Genomic DNA, 22,746 nt, shown 5'->3' on the forward strand with positions numbered 1-22,746 from the left:
TCCATCTCGTTTTGTCATTTCTCTCATTGCGGTGCACCATTCATTTCCCCATTATAGCACGCAAGGAGGCAAAACACTACCGCCCGCCCAAAGGAGGCCGCCCGCCCTCAGCTGTTCTGCTCGCGCCAGCGCTCCCACTCATCCTCGCTCATCAACACATCGCGCGGTTTGCTGCCGCGCGCCTCCGAAATCAACCCTCGTTCCTCCATCATCTCGATCAACCGGGCAGCGCGGTTGTAGCCGATGCGGAAATGACGCTGCAGGCTCGATGTCGACGCCCCTCCTTGGGCGATGACAAACCGGCACGCCTCCTCGAACAGTTCGTCATCCTCGCCGCCCATCGACGCCGTTTGCCGAAAATCGTCCGGATCAAACAGATAGGATGGGCCTTGCTTCTCTTTCACGTGCGCTGCCACCCGCTCGATCTCCTCATCAGAAATAAAGCAGCCTTGCAGCCGCACCGGCTTGGCCGAACCATTTTCCAAAAACAGCATATCGCCGCGCCCAAGCAGCCGCTCAGCCCCATTCACATCTAAAATGGTGCGCGAATCGACTTGGGAGGAGACGGAAAACGCAATGCGCGTCGGAATGTTCGCCTTGATCAATCCCGTGAGGACATCGACCGACGGCCGCTGCGTCGCGATCAGCAGATGGATGCCGCACGCCCGCGCTTTTTGCGCCAGCCGGCAAATCGATTCTTCGACATCGGCTGGAGCGGCCATCATGAGGTCCGCTAGCTCATCAATGACGATGACGATGTACGGCAGCGGCGGCTCGCTGCTTCCGCGTTCGCGAAGATGGGCGTTATACTTTTCAATATCGCGCACGCCGGCGTGGACAAACTGTTCATACCGCCGTTCCATTTCGCCGACCGCCCACTTGAGCGCCCCCGCCGCCGCCTTCGCCTCGGTGATCACCGGGCTGAGCAAATGCGGCAGCCCGTTGTACGGCGCCAGTTCGACCATTTTTGGATCAATAAGCAGCCATTTCACTTCGTGCGGCGCTGCTTTATACAACATGCTGATAAGCATCGCGTTCATGCATACGCTTTTTCCCGACCCGGTCGCCCCGGCGATCAGCCCATGCGGCATTTTTCGGATGTCAGTCACGACCGGCGCACCGCTAATGTCAAGCCCAAGCGCCACGGTAAGCGGCGATGGGCTTTTACGGAACGCTTCGCTTTCTAAAATTTCCCGCAGGCGCACCGGACGGCTCGTTCGGTTCGGCACTTCAATGCCGATCGTCCGTTTTCCCGGGATCGGCGCCTCGATGCGAATGTCCTTCGCCGCCAGACTGAGTTTGATATCATCGATTAAACTCGTAATCTTGCTCACTTTCACTCCTAAATCCGGCTGCACTTCAAACCGCGTCACCGTCGGTCCTTGCGTCGCCCCAACGACTTTGGCGCCGATATGGAAGCTCGCAAACGTCCGGTCCAAACGCTGGCATTGGTCGCGAAGCCACTGCTCGTCGCGTTCGGCCGCTTTCTCGGGCGGTTCAAGAAGCGCCAATGGCGGCAGTACGCAGCTGTTCGATCGATTCGCCGCCTTTTCTTCGAGTTTGCGCCAATCTTGCTTTAACATGATCACATTATACGGGATGCGCGTTCGTTCGGGGCGGGAAGCCTCCTCCCGGCCCGCGGGCGCCGCCGAGTGACGGATTTCGCGATCTGGGGTCGTCTCCCGCTGTTCTGTCGAAGAAGCGCTCCCTCCGTCTCCATTCTTCCTCATCTGTGACGGCACCCCTCGTCCTTCGCTCTCCAAGCCGCCGTCTGTTGCGTGCGGCGCGCGTTCGTTGCCTCGTTCGTCCAGCTCCCGCCCTTTCTTTTCATCCGCCTCGGCATCACGTTCTTCCTGCCCTGCCGCCGGCGCCAGCTCATGTTTTCCTTCCGTTTCCATAACAGCCGCGGGCATCGCTCCGCTCGCGTCTTCGTTCCATTCCTCTGCCCCCTTGGCCAAAGGCGCCTCTTCTTTTGGCGGTTCAGCCGCCCGGCTTTCCGTGCCCTCTCGCGCGTCTCGCCGTGTCGCTTCGCCGCGGAGGGCCTCTTCCCGAACCGCCTCATCGCTCCGATTCTCCATGTCCCCCGCACCGGTCAGCCCGGGTTCATCCGCTCGTTGCCGCTGTTTCCCCCGATTCCGATCATATCCAAAAACCGGGGATGGCACATCGGACGGGCGGAACGGCCGTTTTTCCGCTATTTCCCTTGAAACGCCAGCCGACGGGCGCCGACTCGGCAGCGGCCGGGATGCCTCGCTTTTCGCCCGCCCCGACCTTTCCCGATTTTCACCGGGCTGGTCATCCGGAATCAACGGAAAGCGGAAGCGGCCTTGCGGATATTGGTAAATGACATTCACCGCGCCGCGTTCGGGCATGCTGGCCGACAGAGGGGAATTCGCTCGCTGTTCGTTCCCTTCCTCTTCCTCATCGCTCGTGAGAAAACGAAGCCATCGTTTCCAAAATTTCATCCATCACGTCACTCTTTCTTTGCCTTCATTGTCGGAAAAAACGCCACTGGCGTCGTTCCAGTGGCGAAACAACAGTCGGAATCCGTCTGCACCGCCCGTCGGAACGTCAAAAAACGAACGGCTGGCCGACCTCATACTCATCGGACAGCACCAAAATGCCTTTCTCCTGCGGGGCGTTTGGCAGCCCAAGCTCGCGGGCCGAACAAATCATGCCGGATGACCGGACGCCGCGCAGCTCGCTTTCTTGAATGACGAGGCCGTTTGGCATCACGGCGCCGATTTTGGCGACGACGACTTTTTGCCCTTCGGCGACGTTCGGCGCTCCGCAGACGATTTGCAGCACCTCACCGCCGACATCGACTTGGCAGACGCTCAATTTATCGGCGTTCGGATGCTTCGTTTTCTCTTTCACATATCCGACGACAAACTTCGGCGACAAGTCAGCTTCGATCGGTTCGTCAAAACCGTTTTTCGCCAAGATGTCGTTGATGACGCCGACGAGCTCCTCATTCACTTCCAGCGGACCGTTGCCGGAAAACGGATAGTACGAAGACGCGGAAAAAATGTTATAGCCGACCGTCTCGCCCGTCCGTTCGGACATGATGCGGACGACATCGCCTTGTCTGACAAACGTCCGTTCCTCATCCGCCGCCGGTTTCAGCGACACGAGCAGCACGTCGCCGACCCCTTCTCGGTTGTAAAACACGTTCATCGCTTCATTCCTCCTTGCCGCTACGTTCTCCGTTTTTTTCCTAAAATAAAAATCGGTTCAAGTTTCCCATTTTCGTATAAAAACGACAGCGCCGTGATCGGCACGCGGCCGCCGGCAAAAAAGCTCATCGTCATTTGCGCGAGCACGTCATAACCGATGTCGTTGCGGACATCAGCGATGATGAGCACATCTTGATGCGGAACAGCGACGGCCATCGTTCCTTCCACGCGCGCCCGCATGCCGGCCAAAAACGATTCGTTTAAAATGCGGCTCGCATCATACCCGTCATTGGTGTTCACAAAATAAAACACGTTGTCCGCCACCCGGTCCTCTTTCACCGGCGTCGGCAGCGACCGAACGTTGAAACGGGCGATTTCCTTCACCCGCTCGCGGCTCCATTTGTCTTTCTCCAGCATGCGCTCATCAATCAAGCGATACGTTTTGCCTAGGTCGAGCGCATAGTAAATGCGCGTTTCGGCTGTATGATCATCAAACAGCAACGGAATGCCTTCTTTCGTCTCCGTCGGAAACGACGCCGAGCGAATGACGGGATAAATGTTTCGCTCGTTGCCGGAAAGCGCCGCGTCTTCCTCCATCGTTTTCAACGTTTCCTCTACATAATAAACGACTTCGCGCACCGCCTCATCTTTTTGTTCGTGCCATTTGGCGATCACGCCGGGAAGCGAGATCGTGACGCCTTTTTTCGTGCGGCGGTCTTCGACGCGCATCGCGTCTTGCTTGGCGTCAAAGCGAAACGTCCAGTGCCGGTGGGCGACGAGGCGCTCTTTAATCTTCTCATACATTTGCCGGCTGTTCATTCGTGTTCCTCCTTGTTTTGCCGGCGGCCGTGCCTTCCGTTTCCCTCTTTCGGCCGGGACTTGGCCAAAGGCGCATCCGGCGTTGACAATGCCAGGCCATGCCCGTGCGGCGTTTTCCACCGTTTGACGTTGCCAGCCGCTCGGTCTAGATCCTCGCGCGGCCCGCTCATTCAGCCGCCCGCCATCATCGGCATGACCGTTCGTTATTTATCATACATGGAACGACCCGTTTTGACAAAGCCATTCATATTGACCGGCCAAAAGCTCGACGATGTGGGAAAACATCGCCGATCGGTCAACGCGCCCGTTCGTCAATACGCCGACCGCGCCTTCTTTCCGCCGAACGTTCCTCCGCCCGGTGTACGCTTCCATCACGTCGCCGAGCTCGCGCCCCGCCTCGATGCCGGCGCCGACGTCCGGCGGGAGGGCGAGGCGGGCGCCGGCGGCGGCCACCACCACTCCGTTTCGGTCAGCGAGCGCCCCCCAGTTGCACAGCCACCATTGCCCATCGATCTTCGTCACGCCGCCTTCCAATCCGATGCCGATGTCCGCCTCCGCCGCTTCGAGCGCCCGTTTGGCGCGCCCGATGGCGCCAAGCCGCGTCTCTTCATCGGACAGCGGCTGCGCGGAAACGCCTGATGGCACCTCAAGCGATACAATGCGGTATTCCTTTTCCGAAAGCACCGCCCGAACGGCGGCGATTTTCGCTTCGTTGTTCGTTCCAACCGCAACAGTTTTCATCCAGTGCCCTCCTTGTCATGGAAAAGGAGAAGCGCTCGCTTCTCCTCAGCTGTTTTGGCGAATCGTCTCGACCGTTGTCCGGTCGCACCGTTTGACGAGCTCAACGATGAGCTGTTTGGCCGCCGCGTAATCGTCGACATGAATGATCGACGCATGCGTATGAATGTAGCGGGCGCAAATGCCGATCACCGCCGACGGCACGCCGCGGTTGGCGATATGCACCCGCCCGGCGTCGGTTCCGCCGCCTGGGGAAATGAAAAACTGGTACGGGACGCCGATCGTTTCCGCCGTATCAAGCACAAATTCGCGCATGCCGCGGTGCGTAATCATCGTCCGGTCGTACAAGCGGATGAGCGCTCCTTTGCCGATATGGCCGAACGCCTGCTTGTCGCCGGACATATCGTTGGCCGGGCTTGCTTCCAGGGCAAAAAAGATGTCCGGGTTGATCATCGAAGCCGCCGTCTGGGCCCCACGCAGCCCGACCTCTTCCTGCACGGTCGCCCCGGCGTACAAGACGTTCGGCACTGTTTCGCCGTTCAGCTCTTTTAACAGCTCGATCGCCAATCCGCAGCCAAACCGATTGTCCCACGCTTTTGCCATCACGGTTTTTCCGTTGGCAAGCAAAGTAAACGGGCTGACCGGCACGATCGGCTGGCCGGGGCGAATGCCGACTCGTTCGGCATCTTCACGGCTTTCCGCTCCGATGTCAATCAACATGTTTTTGATCTCCATCGGTTTTTTGCGCTGCTCCTCATCAAGCAAATGCGGCGGAATCGACCCGATCACGCCGATGACCGGCCCTCCGTCCGTGATAATCTGCACGCGCTGGGCGAGCAGCACTTGATCCCACCAGCCTCCTAGCGGCTGGAAACGAATCATGCCGTGATCCGTGATCGCTGTCACCATAAATCCGACTTCATCCATATGGCCGGCGACCATCACCGTCGGGCCCGCCTCATCACCGCGTTTGACGCCGAAAAGGCTCCCGAGGCGGTCTTGCACAATATCATCGGCGTATTTCGCGAGCTCTTGGCGCATAAACTGCCGCACCGGATGTTCATAACCCGGTGCGCCTGGAAGCTCGGTCAACGTTTGGAATAATTGCAGCGTGTCCTTATTCATCACGCGTCTCCCTTTCTATGTTCGATTTCACCGTTCCGTTTCTTTCCGTCCTTCTTACATGTTCCGCCAAAATCGGCTATACTAAACCGTATCAAAGCGAAAAGGAGGAAAGAAACATGGCTTGGAAACAGTGGCTCGTCGGCGCCGCCGTCGGTGCGGCCGTCGTCTATGCCATCCGCTCCGCTTCCAAACCGGCGCTCCTTGCCCCGGAACAAGCGCTGGCGCTGGCGAAAGCCGCGCTTGGCGGTCCGCGCGCCATCCGCGGTTCCTGGATTCAATCCGCCCCGGAGCGGTATGAGAAAAACGGCCTGGCGTACACCGTATACCGCGGCGGCGTCTGCCGCGACGACGGGGATGACGAGTTTTTCATCAACGCCTACACGGGAGCCATCGTAGACGCCAAGCCGCTGTCATAGCGGCCGCTCCCGCTTCACGGCGGCGGCCATCGTCCCGTCTTCCTGCCATTTCACAGCCCGATAGTAGGCATCATGGTAGAAGGTAAACCACGCATTTTGCTTTACGCCGTACGGGAGCCATCGCTGTTTGGCAAAAATCGAATCCATCGGGTAATCGTCGTACGCCATCACCCAAAGGACGTTTTGATGGGCGTGCGTGCCAAGCAAATCGCCAAGATGAATGGCCATCTCCCCGTCTGATTCGATGAGCACGATCGCATGCCCGGCGCTATGCCCGCCGGTATGGACGAGGCGGATGCCAGGAACGACTTCCGTTTCCTTTGTAAACGGAACGACTTGATCCGCGATCGGCTCCCAATTTTCTTTCCAATACGTATTGCGCGATCGGATGTTCGGGTTTCGCATTTCCTCCCACTCGACATCCGAGGTGATGATCGCCGCGCGCGGAAACGCCGGCACGAGCCGTCCGTCTTCCCAAACGGTCAATCCGCACGCATGGTCAAAATGCAAATGGGTCATGATGACGATGTCGATGTCGCGCCGCGTCAGCCCGAGCTTGGCAAGCGATTCATCAATCGCTGATTCTTCCGTGACGCCGAAGTTTCGCTTTTGCTTGTCGGTCAGCTTGCCGTTGCCGATGCCGGATTCAATGAGCAGCCGTTTTCCATAGGCTTCCACCAAAATCGGATCGGTGCGCAGCTCGATTTGATTGTTGTCGTTCGGCGGATATTTTTTCGACCAAAGCGGTTTCGGCACGACGCCAAACATCGCCCCGCCGTCAAGATGGGTGACGCCGCCCCGAAGCCATGTCAATGTGACTTGTCCAATTCGCAACTGTTCCATTTCCTCTCTCCCCCCTCCACTAGTGTACCATTTTCTCCATCAATCGGAAATAGAAAAAGACCCGACCAATCGGTTCGGGCCTATGACGACCGCCGCGGCGGGCGCACCGCCTCGCATCGGTAAATGCGGTTTCCTTTGGCAGAAAATTTTTCCTCATACTCTGTCATGACATTGTCCGTCATGCCGCTTTGATGCAAGTCGAGCTGGACCGATGCGAGCACAAACCCATATTGCGACAAACTGACAAGCGAGTATTCGAAAAACGATTGATTGTCCGTTTTCAAATGGATGTCTCCGTCTTCCGCCAAAATGCGGTCATAGAGCGCCAAAAAGTCCCGATACGTCAGCCGCCGCTTTTCGTGCCGCTTTTTCGGCCATGGGTCGGAAAAGTTCAAATAAATGCGCGACACTTCCCCGTCGGCAAAAAACGCGGTCAGATCTTTCGCATTGGCGTTCAGCAGCTTGACGTTCGCGAGCCCGCTTTCGATCAGTTTGTCAAGCGCGGACACGAGCACGCTCGGGTACAGCTCGATGCCGATGAAATTGACATCCGGATGAAGTTTGGCCATTTCCGTGATAAATTTGCCTTTCCCCGTCCCGATCTCGACATGGAGCGGTTGGTCGTGGCCGAACAGCTCGCGCCATCGCCCGCGCTTTGTTTCGGGATCGGGAATGACGTATTGCGGATACGCGGCGATTTTGTCTTTCGCCCACGGTTTGTTGCGCAAACGCATATTGACACCTCAGCCTTGTTTCCGTTTGTTGGTTTGACGATACCACACTCGCGCCAAAGAAGCAAACGCGAAAAAACGCCCGGGCTTGAACGCTCTCCCACCTACGCTCACGCGTAGAAGCAGGGGGTCTTTTCGGTTTCGAATCATAAACTCGGCTCGATCCGGGCATGATAAAACCGTACAGCCTGGCGAAAGGATGGTGACCAGCATGCCGCTCGACTATAACCATCAATTGACCGTACTTCGCGACATTTTATCCGAACATCAGCTCGATTGCTGCGGAACGGTTTCCGAATGCGAACAAATTGAACGGCTCGCTAAATCGCTGCTCGCCAACGATGAGGTGGACGGCCAAGTCAAGCAAATTCTCCCCCATATTTACGCTTATGGCCAAGGCGGGAAATACAGCGCTGATTTAAACGCCCACATTTCCGCCCACCAAGGCCAGCTCGCCGACTGGGTGAATGGGCTGTCCTGACCGCGGCGCCTTCGTCATCGGCAGCGGAAACAAATGGCGCGGCGGCAGCCGAACACAGCGATCGCGCAGCCCCCGGCGCCGGCCGTTCGGACGCTGAGGCCTCGCTTGGTCAACTCTCTACCATGACGCGCTTCAATAACCGAAGCGACTGCTCCTTTTCTTTTTGGCCGTCCTTCCCTTTCGGCCAAAACAGCGAGTGCAACGTATGAGCGATCGTATACCACTTTAGGCGGAGGCCAAGCTCCTGGCTCCATTCCCATCCGTACTGGTCGAGCCACGTCTTCCATTCGGCGCGCGGAATGTACAGATGAAGGAGCATGCCGATGTCGATCGCCGGATCGGCGATCATCGCTCCGTCCCAATCGATCAAGTACAACGTGCCATCATCGGCCAGCAGCCAATTGTTATGGTTGATGTCACAGTGGCAGACAACATATTCGCCATCCGGCAATGACGACACATGCTGCTCCAGCCAGTCAAGCGCCTGACAGACGACAGAACCACCGACCGGATGACGCCGCTGCTGCTCAGCGAGGAGAGCGAGCATTTTCTTCGCGCGCAGCGGAGATTTGCCGAGCCGCTTCAGCATCGTCACCAGCTCTTTTGAACGATGGATTTTCCTTAGCAGCGCCGCCACTTGCTCGCTTCCCATCTCCCACGGCTTCAGCTCCCGGCCGTTCAGCCATTGCTGGGCCGTAAACACATCGCCGTTTTCGAGCCGTTTCGTCCATACAAGCTTCGGGACGATGCCCTCGGCCGACAATACAGCCAGAAACGGAGAAGAATTCCGCTTTAAAAACAATTTCTTTCCTTCATATTCCGCAAAATACGCATCCCCTGTAGCGCCGCCAGCGGGAGTGATCTCCCACTCCTTACCTAGTAACTGTTCCAAGCGTGTTCACCTGCGACTTAAAAATAGAAACATCTCCGTTTGCTTCTCGCGCCCAAATAAAAAGGACGGCCAGGCCGCGTCCTTCCTCCGTCCGTTTTACTTGTATTATACTGAAATACCGCTCCGGCATGCAAACATTTTTCTCGGCAAACGCCCTGCTTAAAACTGCCAAAGCGGAAGTGCCCCGCGGCTCCCACTCCGATCGGCCGCCCTTTCCCGTTTCGTCTCAACTGGAACACCGTTCATTGGGTGCGCCAAAGACGAGCGCAGCCGCTCTTGCAAAGGGCTGACGACTGAAACAAACAACCTGCTCAACGCCGGTCTTTCTCAAGTGCAGAAGGATTGCCAAATCGGCTTCTCCTTTCCGACAACCCCCATTGGCTTGGCGAACATACTCGTTTTTCATCGGCCTTCCAAAGGTCTTGTGGCGAACCCCGCGCGCCGTCTGAGCGGTCACCCTGCAGGATGGACGAGCACCCATGTGCCGATGCCGTCAAGCCGAAGCATGCCGCGCGCTTGGCCAAAGGGCGTTGTCCCGCATCGCTGTCCGTCGCATACAACCGCCCACTCGCGCTCGTCGGGGAGCGCAATAGCTGTCTCTTTCTCCTCGTTATGATGCACAACGATGATGTCCTCCCAAGGCCCATAGACGGCGACATCATGCAGCCGATAGGCGATGACCGACGGCGGCAGCGGCTCAAGAAACGTGAAATGACGCAGCACTTCCGCTTCCGTCGCGAGGCGGAACGCGCCATGCGCGCGGCGAAGAGCGATCAATCCTTGAACGTAGCGGACGTCGTCTTCATAGCGGCTTTTCCGCCCCCAATCCAGCTGATTGACCGCATCCGGCGATCGGTAGCTGTTCCCATCGCCGCCTTTCGTCCGATAAAACTCTTGGCCGCTGTGCAAAAACGGAATGCCTTGCGCCAACAGAACGATCGCCGTCGCCAGCTTTTGCCGCTTCCTCCGGAGCCATTCCGGCTCATCATGGTTGGCCGCCTCCATCTTATCCCAAAACGTATGGTTGTCATGGCATTCGACGTAATTGATCGACTGACGCGGGTGGCAAAACAGCCCGCCTAGCGCTCGCAAGCTCCCGGCAATGGCGAGCTTCACCTGTTCTCGGCCGCCTGGGTTGCCGAGGGCGAACCCACGGTCCGGCAAATGAAAGGTGCTCCCTTTCACCGCATCGCGAAACCGGTCATTGAAATAAGCGAAGCGCGGCAGCTGCTTGGCGTTGGCCATCGTCGCCTTTTGTTCCGGTGGAAGGGGCGTCGGCAAGTCCCAACCTTCCCCATACACAAGGATCGACGGATCGATGGCGTCGAGGGCATCACGCACCGCTTTCATCGTCTCGATATCGTGCACGCCCATCAAATCAAAGCGAAACCCGTCAATGCCATATTCTTTCGCCCAAAATACAACCGAATCGACGATCCAGCGGCGCGCCATCCGACGCTCCGAAGCGATGTCGTTGCCGACGCCGGTGCCGTTGGCCGGTTGGCCATAGGCGTCGTAGCGGAAGTAATAGCCGGGAACGAGCCTCTCAAGCGGCGATTGCTCCCGATCGTAGACATGGTTGTAGACCGCATCCATCACGACGCGCAATCCGTTTTCATGCAACGTGCGGATCGTCTGTTTCAACTCGATGATGCGCGCGTATGGATCCGCTGGATCGGTCGCATAACTCCCTTCCGGCGCATATAGATGAAGGGGATTGTATCCCCAGTTGTAAGCCACTTGTGGGTCGCGCTCATCAACCCCGGCAAAATCGGTAAACGGCATGAGCTGCACATGGGTGACGCCCAGCTCTTTGACATACGAAAGCCCGGTGGCCGTCCCGTTCGGCCCGCTTGTGTTCGTTTCAGCCAGCCCGAGATACTTCCCTTTATGGACGACACCGCTGTCCGGGTGGCTCGTAAAGTCACGGATGCTCAGTTCATAAATGATGGCATCCGTCGGCGAACAGAGCGGCGGAAGCGGCGAAGAGGGCGGCGCCAGCTTCGTTTTCTCCCAGTCGATCACGACGCCGAATTCGCCATTGATCGAAACAGCAGTCGCATACGGGTCCACCGCCTCGCGCCATACGCGGTTGATGCAGGTGATATACGTGTAACACGCTCTCTCCCAATCGCCGGGGACGGCGGCTGACCATACGCCGCGCTCGCCGCGCTCAAGCGGCACGCAATGAACCTCGCCGAGATGCGGATGAACAAGCTTGACGTTGACCGCGGTGGCGGTCGGCGCCCATACGCGAAATACCGCCTGTTCTTTGGAATACTCCACTCCTAACGGCCCATCATAGAAAAACCGATCATCAAATGCAGGAGTGCGCACAACGGCGCCGATTTGAACATCGGTCTCCTCCCCGCGGCAAGAACGCACCCAGTATGTCGCTCCAAACTCGAACGCGGACGCAAACCGGCACACATATTTCACCGTCTCCCCAACATCCTCGACGTGCTGCACGGACAGCGGAATCTCCTCGCCGCTCGGCGCCACGAGCGTAAACGGCGCCATTCCATCAAAGCCGAGCGATTTCGGCGCAAGCACAACGATTTGATCCATCTCGTCCAAATAGGCGGCAAACGTTCGGCTGATGTGAAGCATGTGCGTTCACCCCTTTTTTCTCCGGTTAATACCATCATACGTAAAAGAAAAAGGGCGGTGCCAAATCATCGGCCGGTCGCCCTATCGATGCACAGATGTTTCTATTGTTGCCCTTCCTCGCTGTTCATATTCTCGTCTTGCCGGCGGTCGTAAAAGCTGGCGCAATGGCGAAGCAGCGCCTCAGCCGCTTTCAGCTGCCCGTGCCGAAGCGGGAGAGCTGAGCGGCGCAGGCGGGAAAACCACTCGTCATAATTTCGCTTATCAATATAGCGGATAAACGGAAAAAGACCGCCGCTGTCAATGTAGCCGGAGCGGTTTAACAGCACGAGATGGATCGGCCAATCAACCCCATGTTTGCGAAAAATCTCCGAAACGATCTGCTCCGTCCGCCGCAGCGACACGACCGGGTTGACCAGCCTCGTTTCGTTCGTTCCGGCCTGTTCCACCCAAAACCGGCCGGTTGACGCCATGACGATGTTGTCCGGCCTTCCTTCGACAAAGGCAATGCACCAGAGCGCGGATGGCGTCAACATCATCGTCTCCAGCTCCACCGGCGCCTTGCCGACCATCGCCACCGGCCGGTAAAAGCATAAATGCGTATCCGGAAACCGCTGCAAAAAATATTTCAACGTCTCATCGCCATACACGGCCTCATCGAGGGAGGAAACGTACATCATCGTGGAACTCGCCCATTTCAGCTGCAACTCGAACAACTCATCCAAAAACTGCTGTTTCAATTCCTCCAGAGTAGCCGCCGGACGAGCCATCGGCGCAAGAGAAAACGGCTCTTCTTCCGTAAGCGCGGCACGGCGGCGCCATCGTTTCGTCAGCCGTTCCCACCATGACGGTTTGTCAAGCCAAACATCCCACGTCTCGCCCGTTTCAAGCCATCCGCTGGCCTCAGCCGTTCGTTCGGCTTGCCACCGCGCTTTTGCCTGCTCCCATTGCCGTTGCTTGAGCCGGATGAATTCCGGTACATAATAGTACACATCCGTTTCGTAACGGGAAATGCAATCCATGAGTTTCACGAGCTGACCCATTGTTTCACCTGCTATTCCCGGTCATTCATCGGCGCGCCAAGCAACGGGAACACGGCGATCGCTTCGTACTTTGGCGTCCGTTCCATATTCGTCCGATACAGCACGATCTCCGGCACCGAAAACACCACCTTGGCCGCGGCAAGCGAACGGAGGCGATCCGGGCGAAACGGTTCGGCTCCCTGCCATTTGCGGGCGATCGTAATATGCGGGGCAAACGGACGCCGGTCCAAGGAAAACCCAAGCTTCATGCACGCTTCATACACGTCGCGCCGCAATCCATTCAACGCTTCTTCCGTTTCGACTCCTTGCCAAAAAACGCGAGGCGCCGTCCGCTCTCCGAACGTCCCAAGCCCGGCAAGCGCGAGGGAAAACGGGGCGCTTTTGGCGGCGACGGCGGCCATCGCCTCGCACAGCGGCGCCATTTTTTTCGGCGGCACATCGCCTAAAAACGCGAGGGTGATATGATAGTCCTCTTCATGCACCCATGTGCGAAACGGCAGCGACGACGCCGCATCCCCCGAAAATCGGGCAATGGCTTGTTTCGCTTCAGACGTCAGCGGAACAGCGATAAAATAATGGCTTCGTTTCACTTCTCTTCACCTGCCGTTCGTTCTCGTTTTGCGAGCAAAAGGAGCACGAGCACACCCACGATCGTGCAGATGCTAAAAAACAAGTAGACAGCGCCGATTTGCCAACGCTCAAACAAATATCCGCCCACCAACGTGCAAAACCACGCGCCAAGGCCATTGCCGACCGCTGAGTATAACGCCACGGCCGTCGCCTGCACCCGCTCCGGCGCCAAGCGGCGCGCATATTGAAGCGCCGTCGGGATCGCCAGCCCGACCGAGCAGCCTTGGACGACCGTCGTTACATACACAAACCAAAGAGGCGGGTCGACCGCGTACGACAGCCAGCGAACCACGGAGATGAGCGCAGCCAATAGAAGAAGCCGCACCATGCCGAAACGGCCGATGAGCCGATCCGCCGCTTTCATAAACGGCGCCTCGCTGCCGGCGGCAAACAAAAAGGCGAAGCCGATGCCAGTTAACGTCCCGCCCAACTCATGAATGAGCAGCCCGAAATACGAGTTATTGGCCAAAATCGGACCAAACAGCAAAAATGTTGCGACAAGCAAGAGCTGAAACGAGCGGAAGGACAGCAGCCGGCGCACATCCCGAAGCGTCAACGCCCCCGGCGCCGCCATCGGGTAGCGCGGCAGACGGGCGGCCAAAGCCAACGCGGCCAGCAGCGCCACAGAAAAGGCGTAAAAAATGACCACAAACGCGACATGATCAGACAGCCATCCGACAACCAACACGGCCGCGGCAAACCCGATCGATCCCCAAAGCCGAATCGCCCCGTAGTTTCCGCCCGAGCGGCGCACATGATGAAGAGCGATGCTGTCGGAGAGTGGAACGATCGCGCTTTGCGCCGCCGACAGCAGCACGGTCAAGGCGACGAACACCCGGTAGCTTCCGGCCAGCGAATAAAGAAACCCAAACAGCGCTGTCACCCCGAGCGCCAGCGTCAACAGTTCGACCGGTTTGCGCGTATAATCGGCCGCCGTGCCCCAAAGCGGCTGGGCCGCCATCGTCACGATCGGGGGAAGCGACATGATCCAGCCGATCGCCGCCCCCGAAAGGCGCGCCTCTTCCTGCAAATAGACGGACAAAAGCGGAAACAACGCGCCAAAAGCAAAAAAGATGAGAAAATAAAAGAGCGGAAACACCTGTTTTCGCACCGCCGCCTCCCGTTTGAACGCCGCTTCCATCCCGTCCCCCCTTTCGTTCAAACAACGCCCGCCCCGCTCTCTTTTTCGCCGGGGCGGCGGACCGCCGTTTATTTCGCCAGCTCGTAAATCGCCTGCGCGTAAATGGCGGTCGCTTTCACCAAATCGTCGATTTCGATATACTCATCTTTCTGGTGGGCGACATCCGGACGGCCCGGAAACAACGCGCCAAACGCCACCCCGGCGTTCAAGGCGCGGGCGTATGTGCCGCCGCCGATGGCCAAAAGCCGGGCCGGCTCGCCCGTCTGCTCTTCGTAGACGCGCTGAAGCGTGCGGACAAGCTCGTGGTTGGGGTCGATATAATGCGGCTTCGTATCGCTGAACCGGCTGAGCGCGAATCCATGTTCAGCCGCGGCGCCAGCGAGCGTCCGGCGGATCGCCTCGCCGTCGGCCGTCACCGGATAGCGGATGTTCAGCCCAATCGTTCCGCCATGCTGCCGGTCATACGACAGCACCCCGACGTTGACGGTCAAGTCGCCGCTTTGTTCGTCGCGATACGCAAGGCCAAGCCGCCGGCCGCGGGCATCGCCGAAAAAGGCGGAGGCCACAAACTGAATGAACGGCCGGCTTCGGCCATCGAGCGGAAGCGACGCCAAAAACTGCGCCAAATAGACGCCGGCGTTTTTGCCGCGCTCCGGCTCGGCGCCATGAGCGGACACCCCTTCCAATTGAAAGACGACGTCCCCTTCGCTTTGCCTGATGCTCCCCTTTACGCCGCGCTCCCGGCAAAACTGTTCATAGAGGCCAAGCAGCTCCTCCGTCCGTCCCGCTCCTTCCACCACCGCTTCGGCCGCATCCGGCACCATATTGTAGCGGCGCCCGGCTTGGAATGAGGCAAGCGCGAGCCCTTCCGCCTCCGCCGATTCAAGCGGGCGGTACGACAAATCGGCGTCAATGATTCCTTTTTCGGCATGAATGATCGGAAAATCAGCATCCGGCGCAAATCCGACATCCGGCATTTCTTCATGACGAAAATAGTGCTCTACGCACCGCCAGTCGCTTTCCTCATCGCCCCCGATGATAAGCCGCACCCGCTTGTCAAGCGGCAGCCCGAGGTCACGGATGATTTTCATCGCGTAAAACGCCGCGACGGTCGGCCCTTTGTCATCGATCGCGCCGCGCCCGTAAAGGCGGCCATCGCGCACCTCAGCGGCAAACGGATCCATCGTCCAGCCGTCCCCAGGCGGCACGACGTCGATATGGCCGAGCACGCCGACAAGTTTCTCCCCATGCCCCATTTCGATATGCCCGGCAAACCCGTCCACATTTTTGACGCGAAACCCTTCCTCCCGGCCGCGGCGAAGCATATGCTCAAGCGCCTCGGCCACCTTGGGCCCAAACGGCGCGCCCGGCTGCGCCTGCTGATCATCGCGGACGCTCGGAATGCGGACAAGCGCTTGCACGTCGCGGACAAGATCGTCTTTTCGTTTCTTCGCTTCGTTCATCCAGTCGATGTTCAACGCCATTCTTCCTTTCCTTATTCAACACCCTTTGTTGCCAACGTATCATATCAAAAACAGGAAGTCAAAATGTTTCATTCGTTGCAAATCGATTTCCGTTTCATGACAAAATGTTGAAATTTTTCGTGAATAGAGGCAACCGGGTAGCATTTTCCCTCTCATTTCGTGTACAATGGTAGTAAACAGACAAAGACATCTCTCATCTGCTAGCGGTCGGTTGTGCCATGCGAATGATGCTAAGATAGGGAGTGGTCTTTTGAAACCTTCAACACATCGGATGCTTACCCGCATCAAATCCGTGTATATGTACATTAGCGAAAAAGGAACGGTTACGACCCAAGAGCTTGTTGATGAGTTCGGCACCACCCCACGAACGATCCAGCGCGACTTAAACGTGCTTATGTACAACGATCTCGTTCGCAGCCCAAGCAAGGGCAAATGGACGACCACAAACAAAAAAGTGCGCATCTCTTCGTAAACCCGGTGCCAATAGGGTAGGCAAGATGGGAGATGAACGCGAACCATTTTTCCACAGATGAATATCCACTATTTTTCCATAAAAAAGGAACCGCGTCAGGTTCCTTTTTTTTCGTCCGTCTCTGGCCGGTATTGCTTCAACATGTCCACCTCTTCGTCCGTCAATTCCCGATACTCGCCGACGGCCAAATCCGGGTCAAGGGCGAGCGGCCCCATTTGAATTCGTTTTAAATAGACGACCCGCTTGCCGACCGCTTGGAACATCCGCTTCACTTGATGGAACTTCCCTTCGGTGATCGTCACCTTGACATCGGAACGAAGGCCGGATTTCAACACAACGAGCTTGGCCGGCTTTGTTTCATAGCCGTCATCAAGGACGACGCCGCGCTGAAACGCCGCGACATCCGCTTCCGTCACTTCCCCGTCCACGACGGCAAAATACGTTTTCGGCACGTGTTTTTTCGGCGACAACAGCTGATGGGCGAGCTGGCCGTCATTCGTCAAGAGCAGCAGCCCTTCCGTATCTTTGTCAAGCCGCCCGACCGGAAACGGGGAAAATGCCCGGTCTTCTTCTTCAAGCAAATCGACGACCGTCTCTTCCACGGCATCTTCCGTCGCGGAAACGACCCCCGAAGGCTTATTCATCATCAAGTAAATGAATGGCTTGTACTCGACCGTTTCTCCCCAAACGGTCACGATTTGCTCATCCGGCCGCACTTTCGTTTTCGCATCACGAACCGGCGCGCCGTCCACTTTCACCGCTCCGGACTTGAGCAGCTTTTTCACTTCCTTCCTCGTCCCATACCCCATATGGGCGAGCAGCTTGTCAATGCGCAGCTCCACAAATCTCCCTCCTAAAAATATGGCCTTCATTAGGCGTTCATCTAGTCCGCTTCCGCCTTCCCCCCATACACTGTGAAGGAAACATCAAGAAGGGGGATTTGCCGATGAATGAATATTACTATTATGTCCCAACGTTGGATGATTACCGTCAACAGCCGCCAGCCAGCCAATTTTGGCCCGGATACCCAGGCGGGCCATTCGCCAACTGGGCGCGGCGCATCGAACGGCTTGAGCGGGCCGTCGAACGGCTCGACCGCCGGCTCGACCGGGTGGAAAGCCGCCTCGATCGCATCGAACGCCGGCTCGGCCTGTCGTAAGCGAAATCGAGAAAGAAGGCGGGGACGACCGCCTTCTTCTTTTTTTGCCGCAAGCCGAACGGCATGGGGGAGGGCGAAAAACAGCCGTCGTCGAACCCTTTCGCTCGGGCGCCGCGATGTTCGCAAGAAGCGCCGTCCGCCGGGCTCCCGGCCTAAACGAGCCGCTTCTAGGAAACGGCCGTCCGGTCAACGGCCGATCCCCCCATACACCCTCGTCTACGATACCGCCTTTTTCTCTTTCCGGCGCCAAAACGCAAACCGGTCGCCAAACAGCGCCGAAAACAACCCGGAGCGGATGCTGAGAAACAAGTAGACGGCCGCCCCGACCGCTGCGCCGATGGAAACAGCGCCCACCGATTCAGCGGTGCCGGCGCGGTAATCGATCCATCGGGACGACAGCGCCTCGACCCCCATAACCGCCGCTGACATCGCCGCCGTCAGGATGGCCATAAACGCCGTCCGGCGGGCGACAAACCGATAGCGGTAGCGCGTGCGGCGCTGAATGACCCATAAGTTGAACGCCACCGAGACGAAATAGCCCGCCATCGTGGCCACAATGGCCCCGACGGCCGACCATTTCATAATGAGCGGCGTGTTGAGCAAAAGCTTCACAAGCAAGCCGGCTGTCAAACTGACGACCGTAAACCGCTGCTCGTTGATGCCTTGCATGATCGCCGCCGTCACAGAAAACAAAGCGTACAAAATCGCCGCCGGCGCATACCAGCGCAACACTTGTTCACCAAGCGGATCATAGCTGTAAAACGAGCTGTACACCGGCCCTGCAAGCACCGCCATGCCAATCACCGCCGGGAGCGTTAAAAACATGAGCACTTGAAACGTCTGGTTCAAATATTGCCGCAGCGCTTTCCGATCTTGCGCGACATACGCTTTCGTAATCGTCGGGATGAGCGCCAAGCTGAACGAGGTCGCGAGCGTCACTGGTATGATGACGAGCTTTTGCGCCCACATGTTGAACACGGAATACGCGTGCTCCGAGATGTTCCCGCGGCCCGCCGCCGCCATCGCGTGATTGAACGTAAACTGATCGACGAGCTGGTACAGCGACATCGACAAGCCGACAAAAACAAACGGAATCGAAGAAAGAAGCAGCTCTTTATACATCGCCAAAAGCGACACGTCCGCTTCGCCGCGGTCACGCGCAAGCAGCGACTGCAAATACGGCCGCCGTTTCCACCAATACACCACAAGCACCAGCAGCCCTCCGATGGCGCCGACAAAGGCGGCAAACGTCGCCGCGCTCACCGCCGCGACGATTGAGCCGTCCCAAACGCGCAAAATGACATAGCAAGCCCCAAGCAAAAAGGCGATGCGCGCGATTTGCTCGACGACTTGCGACAGCGCCGTCGGGCCCATCGACTCATGTCCTTGGAAAAATCCGCGGATCAAGCTCATCACCGGCACGATGAGGAGCGCAAAGCTGACCGCGCGGATGACGGCCGTGACGTCGTCGACCGAGTTGACGTTCGTTTTCGCATCGATGACGTGCGGCGCCAAGATGGGCGCCAGGGCGTACAAAATGAGCCATGAGGCGATGCCGCTTGCGATCATCAAGACAAGGCCGGAGCGAAAGAGCCGATAGCCGACGCCGTATTCCCCAAGCGCGTTGTATTTCGACACAAACTTTGACACCGCCACCGGCAGCCCGCCGGTCGCCAAGCTCAAAAAAATTTGGTACGGCACATAGCCGTATCCGTACAGCGCCCCGCCGCGCTCGCCGACAAGATGGTAAAACGGGATGACGTAAAATAAACCAAGAAGGCGAGAAATCATCACGCCAGCCGTTAAAATAAACGTGCCGCGCAGCAGTTTCGATGTTGACATATGACCCCTTCCCTAGCCATGGACGTTGAAAATGACAACGTATCTATTTTACCATAGTTGTCAATGGAACGAAAAATATCGGCCACGCGCAGAGTCAGTCAAGACTTTGTGGAGAACATTTTTTCGGTTCACTACGGGCGTTGTCAATCACTAGTTAGCGAACCATTTTCAGGAATTAATATCGTAAGCGCTTTCGGACTCTCATCCCTCATCTTGAGGCGATGATACGATATTCCATTTTTTTACACCCAACCACCATCCCGGAGCGCCGACAACGCTTGATGGATCGGTGTCCCGGATGACCGCTGCAGACACGGTAGATTCTGACGCACCACATCTGCCCATAACCGTCCGGCCTTCCGTTTGGCCTGTTCGATCCGCTTGGACTTTGTTGAGGCCGAGGCCGCCGTTCGGGTCTCTTCTTCCTCCACCAACTGCCCATTTCTCCGCCAAATCCCGTCGATTCGGGCCGCCATCGCCCTCAGAAACGCCCGAAGCCCTTGGTCTTTCCAGCTGCGGCGGGATTTCACCCGATGCGCAAACCGGCTCATCACGCTCTCGGCGTGGCCCATCGGACGCATGCCGGTCGTCTCCACCCCTTGCTCCGACAGCCACTCCCGATAGTCCCGGATGCATCCCGGCATCGACTCGATCCGGCGGATCATGGCAGCCATCTGCTTCTCTTTCGCTTCGTCCTCCAACGTGCCGACCGCGCTGTTCAGCTCCACGAGAAGCCCCTCTTCGTCTTGTTTCGCCAGCTTCTTCCGCACCTCCCGCCAACGCGGATGGCCGGACAGACACTGACGCAGCTCCCGCGCCACATGAAATCGATCCAGCTGAAAGCACGCCCGCTTCCCAAAATACTCCCGGCAGGCCGTGATCCACGACGCCGCGTCGCCGTTGATGATCAACAGGTCCCGGCACGGATCATAGGCATATTCGTTCATCAGCCACTCTTCGAACCGTTCCCACACGTCTCCCTCCCCTTCATGGAGGTAGTGGCGCCGGTTCACGAGCTCGAGCTGCGAACCGTTTCGTTTCCATCCCTCGTGAACCGCCAGGATTTTCTCTTCTTTCGCCCGTTTCCCTTTCCCCTGGCGGGAAATAAACAGTCCATCCGCCTCCACAAACAGCACCCGGCCGTGCCGTTGGGAAACAGGGCGGTGCAGCGAGACAGGGGCCTCCAGCACCAGTTGGCGAATCGCCTCGTGGCTCATGACCGCATACCCCACGATCGACTCCAACGTACGGGCCGCTTTGCGGTAGGAAGAGCACTCTACGGCCAACTCGACCGCCGTTTCCTCGAGGCAAGGACTGATCGATCGGGCCCCATCAAAGCCTAATTCGGCATCCAGCAAGAAGGTATAGTTCCCCGTTTGCCGGTCATAGTAGTAGTTCCGTCGAAACGTCACTTCTCCAAACAGCGTTTGGATCGTAGTCGGCCGTTTGTCTTTCAGCTGATACCGGCGCTTGTCCCGCGCTTCCGCCAGTTGTTGATCAATCTCCTCCAAAAGGGCCGCCAACAAGACAGCGAACACCTTTTGAAGAGTTCTGACTAATTGTTCCTCCAGCTCTTTTAATAAAGGCCATTCTGTGGTAAGATGTTTCATGGACTCTCTCCCTCCTGTTTTCGGTTGATGTTGACAATCACCATCATAGCAGGGAGAGAGTCCTTTTTGCATGACATTTGCTTTTTTCTACCGCGCTTCGCTTGGTGGCCCCGACGAGCGTCGCGAACAAAAGTTCGCAACCCTCGTCGGGGATCATTTCGGAATGTCACCCACAAATATTTTACTCACACCCACGCGCAGAAAGAAAGGGTGGAATGAACATGGGATACGACGTCATCATCATCGGCGGCGGTCCGTCCGGGCTCATGGCGGCCATCGGCGCCGGCGAAGAAGGGGCGAAGGTGCTCTTGTTGGAAAAAGGAACGAAGCTCGGGCGCAAGCTCGCCATCTCCGGCGGCGGACGCTGCAACGTGACGAATCGGCTGCCGGTGGATGAAATGGTCCGCCATATTCCCGGCAACGGCCGCTTTTTATACAGCGCCTTTTCCGTATTTAACAATGAAGACATCATCCGCTTTTTTGAGCGGCTCGGCGTGCCGCTCAAGGAGGAAGACCACGGCCGCATGTTTCCCAAAAGCGACAGCGCCCAGTCGGTCGTCGACGCGCTTGTTCGCGAATTGTCGCGCCTTGGCGTCGATGTTCGGCTTGAATCGCCAGTGGCGGACGTGTTGTATGAACAAGGAAAAACAGTCGGTGTCACGCTGAAAAGCGGGGAGACGATCCACGCCCGTGCGGTTGTCGTCGCCGTCGGCGGCAAATCGGTGCCGCAAACCGGCTCAACGGGCGACGGCTATCCGTGGGCGGAAAAAGCGGGCCACACGGTGACCGAATTGTTTCCAACCGAAGTTCCGATCGTCTCGCATGAGCCGTTCATCCGAGAGCGGACGCTGCAAGGCTTGTCGCTGCGCGACGTCGCGTTAAGCGTCTTAAAGCCGAACGGCAAGCCGATCATCACCCACCGGATGGATATGCTGTTTACGCACTTCGGCATTTCCGGCCCAGCTGCTCTCCGCTGCAGCCAGTTTGTCGTTAAGGCGTTGAAAAAAGCGGCGGACGGCGCGGTCAAAATGAGCATCGACGCGCTTCCGGACGTGACGCAGGAAGAACTGTTTCAACAGTTCGCCAAGCTGTGCAAAGAGGAGCCGAAAAAGGCGATGAAAACGATCGCCAAAACGGTGCTTCCCGAGCGGTACGCCGTCTTTTTGCTCGAGCGGGCCGGCATCGACCCGCACGCCTCTGCCGGCACGGTCGGCCATGAGGCGCTGCGGGCGTTTGTCCGACAGTGCAAACAGTTTACCTTTTACGTCCACGGCACGCTGCCGCTTGAGAAAGCATTCGTCACCGGCGGCGGCGTGTCGGTCAAAGAAATTGAGCCGAAAACGATGGCGTCCAAATGCATGCCCGGCCTTTACTTTTGCGGCGAAATTTTGGACATTCACGGCTACACCGGCGGCTACAACATCACCGCCGCCCTGGTGACCGGGCGCCTTGCCGGCATGAATGCGGCCCGCTATGCATTGGCGGAAAAAAACGGGGCGAGCGGCTCCGCGGGGCAGACAGCAACGAATTGACCGCC

General features: G+C 57.8%; 22 protein-coding genes. 5 read left to right on the plus strand and 17 right to left on the minus strand.

The features are described from left to right. Positions 1–107 precede the first annotated feature (107 nt). The 6 genes from GHH_RS14260 to GHH_RS14280 form a co-directional block, all read right to left on the minus strand. Positions 108–2,465, minus strand: coding sequence for a DNA translocase FtsK (locus GHH_RS14260; protein ID WP_015375641.1), 2,358 nt, complete (start codon positions 2,463–2,465; stop codon positions 108–110). Between the two features lie 106 nt (positions 2,466–2,571). Beyond that, the gene (gene ytpR / locus GHH_RS14265; protein ID WP_013144448.1) at positions 2,572–3,177 is read right to left on the minus strand and encodes a YtpR family tRNA-binding protein; all 606 of its coding nucleotides are present in this window, start codon (positions 3,175–3,177) and stop codon (positions 2,572–2,574) included. Between the two features lie 20 nt (positions 3,178–3,197). Next, positions 3,198–3,995, minus strand: a complete 798-nt coding sequence (locus GHH_RS14270; protein ID WP_011232292.1) for a DUF1444 domain-containing protein — start codon at positions 3,993–3,995, stop codon at positions 3,198–3,200. Next, positions 3,992–4,165 (minus strand): hypothetical protein, encoded by a 174-nt coding sequence (locus tag GHH_RS19230; protein ID WP_014196573.1) that lies wholly within the window; start codon positions 4,163–4,165, stop codon positions 3,992–3,994. The genes GHH_RS14270 and GHH_RS19230 overlap by 4 nt, the downstream gene beginning before the upstream one ends. Positions 4,166–4,205: 40 nt before the next feature. Then, positions 4,206–4,736, minus strand: coding sequence for a DUF84 family protein (locus tag GHH_RS14275; protein WP_013524367.1), 531 nt, complete (start codon positions 4,734–4,736; stop codon positions 4,206–4,208). Positions 4,737–4,781: 45 nt separating this feature from the next. After that, positions 4,782–5,858 carry a M42 family metallopeptidase gene (locus tag GHH_RS14280; RefSeq protein ID WP_011232294.1) on the minus strand — a complete coding sequence of 359 codons (1,077 nt, stop codon included), beginning with the start codon at positions 5,856–5,858 and terminating at the stop codon, positions 4,782–4,784. A 116-nt stretch (positions 5,859–5,974) separates the two neighbouring features. Here GHH_RS14280 and GHH_RS14285 point away from each other — a divergent pair, with 116 nt between their 5' ends. Next, entirely contained in the window at positions 5,975–6,274 is a 300-nt protein-coding gene (locus GHH_RS14285) for a PepSY domain-containing protein (RefSeq protein WP_011232295.1), read from the plus strand. Here GHH_RS14285 and GHH_RS14290 read toward each other — a convergent pair. Both GHH_RS14290 and trmB read right to left on the minus strand, forming a co-directional pair. Next, entirely contained in the window at positions 6,269–7,117 is an 849-nt protein-coding gene (locus GHH_RS14290) for an MBL fold metallo-hydrolase (protein ID WP_015375642.1), read from the minus strand. The two genes, GHH_RS14285 and GHH_RS14290, sit on opposite strands and share 6 nt — an antisense overlap. Before the next feature lie 80 nt (positions 7,118–7,197). Beyond that, positions 7,198–7,851, minus strand: coding sequence for a tRNA (guanosine(46)-N7)-methyltransferase TrmB (gene trmB, locus GHH_RS14295; RefSeq protein ID WP_011232297.1), 654 nt, complete (start codon positions 7,849–7,851; stop codon positions 7,198–7,200). Positions 7,852–8,059: 208 nt separating this feature from the next. Here trmB and GHH_RS14300 point away from each other — a divergent pair, with 208 nt between their 5' ends. Beyond that, on the plus strand, positions 8,060–8,329 hold the full coding sequence (locus GHH_RS14300) for a YtzH-like family protein (RefSeq protein ID WP_015375643.1): 270 nt from the start codon (positions 8,060–8,062) through the stop codon (positions 8,327–8,329). 109 nt (positions 8,330–8,438) lie between these two features. Here the strand turns inward: GHH_RS14300 and GHH_RS14305 are convergent, their stop codons facing one another. The 6 genes from GHH_RS14305 to pepV form a co-directional block, all read right to left on the minus strand. Continuing rightward, positions 8,439–9,221 (minus strand): phosphotransferase family protein, encoded by a 783-nt coding sequence (locus tag GHH_RS14305; RefSeq protein ID WP_015375644.1) that lies wholly within the window; start codon positions 9,219–9,221, stop codon positions 8,439–8,441. 453 nt (positions 9,222–9,674) lie between these two features. Further along, entirely contained in the window at positions 9,675–11,831 is a 2,157-nt protein-coding gene (pulA, locus tag GHH_RS14310) for a type I pullulanase (RefSeq protein WP_015375645.1), read from the minus strand. 101 nt (positions 11,832–11,932) lie between these two features. Continuing rightward, positions 11,933–12,871, minus strand: a complete 939-nt coding sequence (locus tag GHH_RS14315; RefSeq protein ID WP_015375646.1) for a hypothetical protein — start codon at positions 12,869–12,871, stop codon at positions 11,933–11,935. Positions 12,872–12,882: 11 nt separating this feature from the next. Continuing rightward, positions 12,883–13,461, minus strand: a complete 579-nt coding sequence (gene thpR, locus GHH_RS14320; RefSeq protein WP_015375647.1) for an RNA 2',3'-cyclic phosphodiesterase — start codon at positions 13,459–13,461, stop codon at positions 12,883–12,885. Further along, positions 13,458–14,642: a maltose permease gene (gene malA / locus GHH_RS14325; RefSeq protein ID WP_015375648.1), complete on the minus strand. Its 1,185-nt coding sequence runs from the start codon at positions 14,640–14,642 to the stop codon at positions 13,458–13,460. Before malA ends, thpR begins: the two co-directional genes overlap by 4 nt. A gap of 68 nt (positions 14,643–14,710) precedes the next feature. After that, positions 14,711–16,126 (minus strand): dipeptidase PepV, encoded by a 1,416-nt coding sequence (pepV, locus tag GHH_RS14330; protein WP_015375649.1) that lies wholly within the window; start codon positions 16,124–16,126, stop codon positions 14,711–14,713. Between the two features lie 250 nt (positions 16,127–16,376). Between pepV and GHH_RS14335 the strand changes: the two genes are divergently transcribed. Next, complete coding sequence (locus tag GHH_RS14335) at positions 16,377–16,598, plus strand: DeoR family transcriptional regulator (protein WP_008880936.1); 222 nt, start codon at positions 16,377–16,379, stop codon at positions 16,596–16,598. Between the two features lie 95 nt (positions 16,599–16,693). Here GHH_RS14335 and GHH_RS14340 read toward each other — a convergent pair whose 3' ends face one another. After that, on the minus strand, positions 16,694–17,440 hold the full coding sequence (locus GHH_RS14340; RefSeq protein WP_015375650.1) for a pseudouridine synthase: 747 nt from the start codon (positions 17,438–17,440) through the stop codon (positions 16,694–16,696). 104 nt (positions 17,441–17,544) lie between these two features. On the opposite strand from GHH_RS14340, the gene GHH_RS14345 reads away from it, so the two are divergent. Beyond that, on the plus strand, positions 17,545–17,757 hold the full coding sequence (locus GHH_RS14345) for a hypothetical protein (RefSeq protein WP_011232307.1): 213 nt from the start codon (positions 17,545–17,547) through the stop codon (positions 17,755–17,757). A 216-nt stretch (positions 17,758–17,973) separates the two neighbouring features. Here the strand turns inward: GHH_RS14345 and GHH_RS14350 are convergent, their stop codons facing one another. After that, positions 17,974–19,599: a polysaccharide biosynthesis protein gene (locus tag GHH_RS14350; protein WP_015375651.1), complete on the minus strand. Its 1,626-nt coding sequence runs from the start codon at positions 19,597–19,599 to the stop codon at positions 17,974–17,976. Positions 19,600–19,841: 242 nt separating this feature from the next. Next, on the minus strand, positions 19,842–21,209 hold the full coding sequence (locus GHH_RS14355) for an ISLre2-like element ISGsp3 family transposase (protein WP_015374689.1): 1,368 nt from the start codon (positions 21,207–21,209) through the stop codon (positions 19,842–19,844). A 221-nt stretch (positions 21,210–21,430) separates the two neighbouring features. Between GHH_RS14355 and GHH_RS14360 the strand changes: the two genes are divergently transcribed. Further along, positions 21,431–22,741 carry an NAD(P)/FAD-dependent oxidoreductase gene (locus GHH_RS14360; RefSeq protein WP_015375652.1) on the plus strand — a complete coding sequence of 437 codons (1,311 nt, stop codon included), beginning with the start codon at positions 21,431–21,433 and terminating at the stop codon, positions 22,739–22,741. Positions 22,742–22,746: the final 5 nt, after the last annotated feature.

The sequence above is a fragment of the Geobacillus sp. GHH01 genome (genome assembly GCF_000336445.1).
GTDB classification, from domain to species: domain Bacteria; phylum Bacillota; class Bacilli; order Bacillales; family Anoxybacillaceae; genus Geobacillus; species Geobacillus zalihae.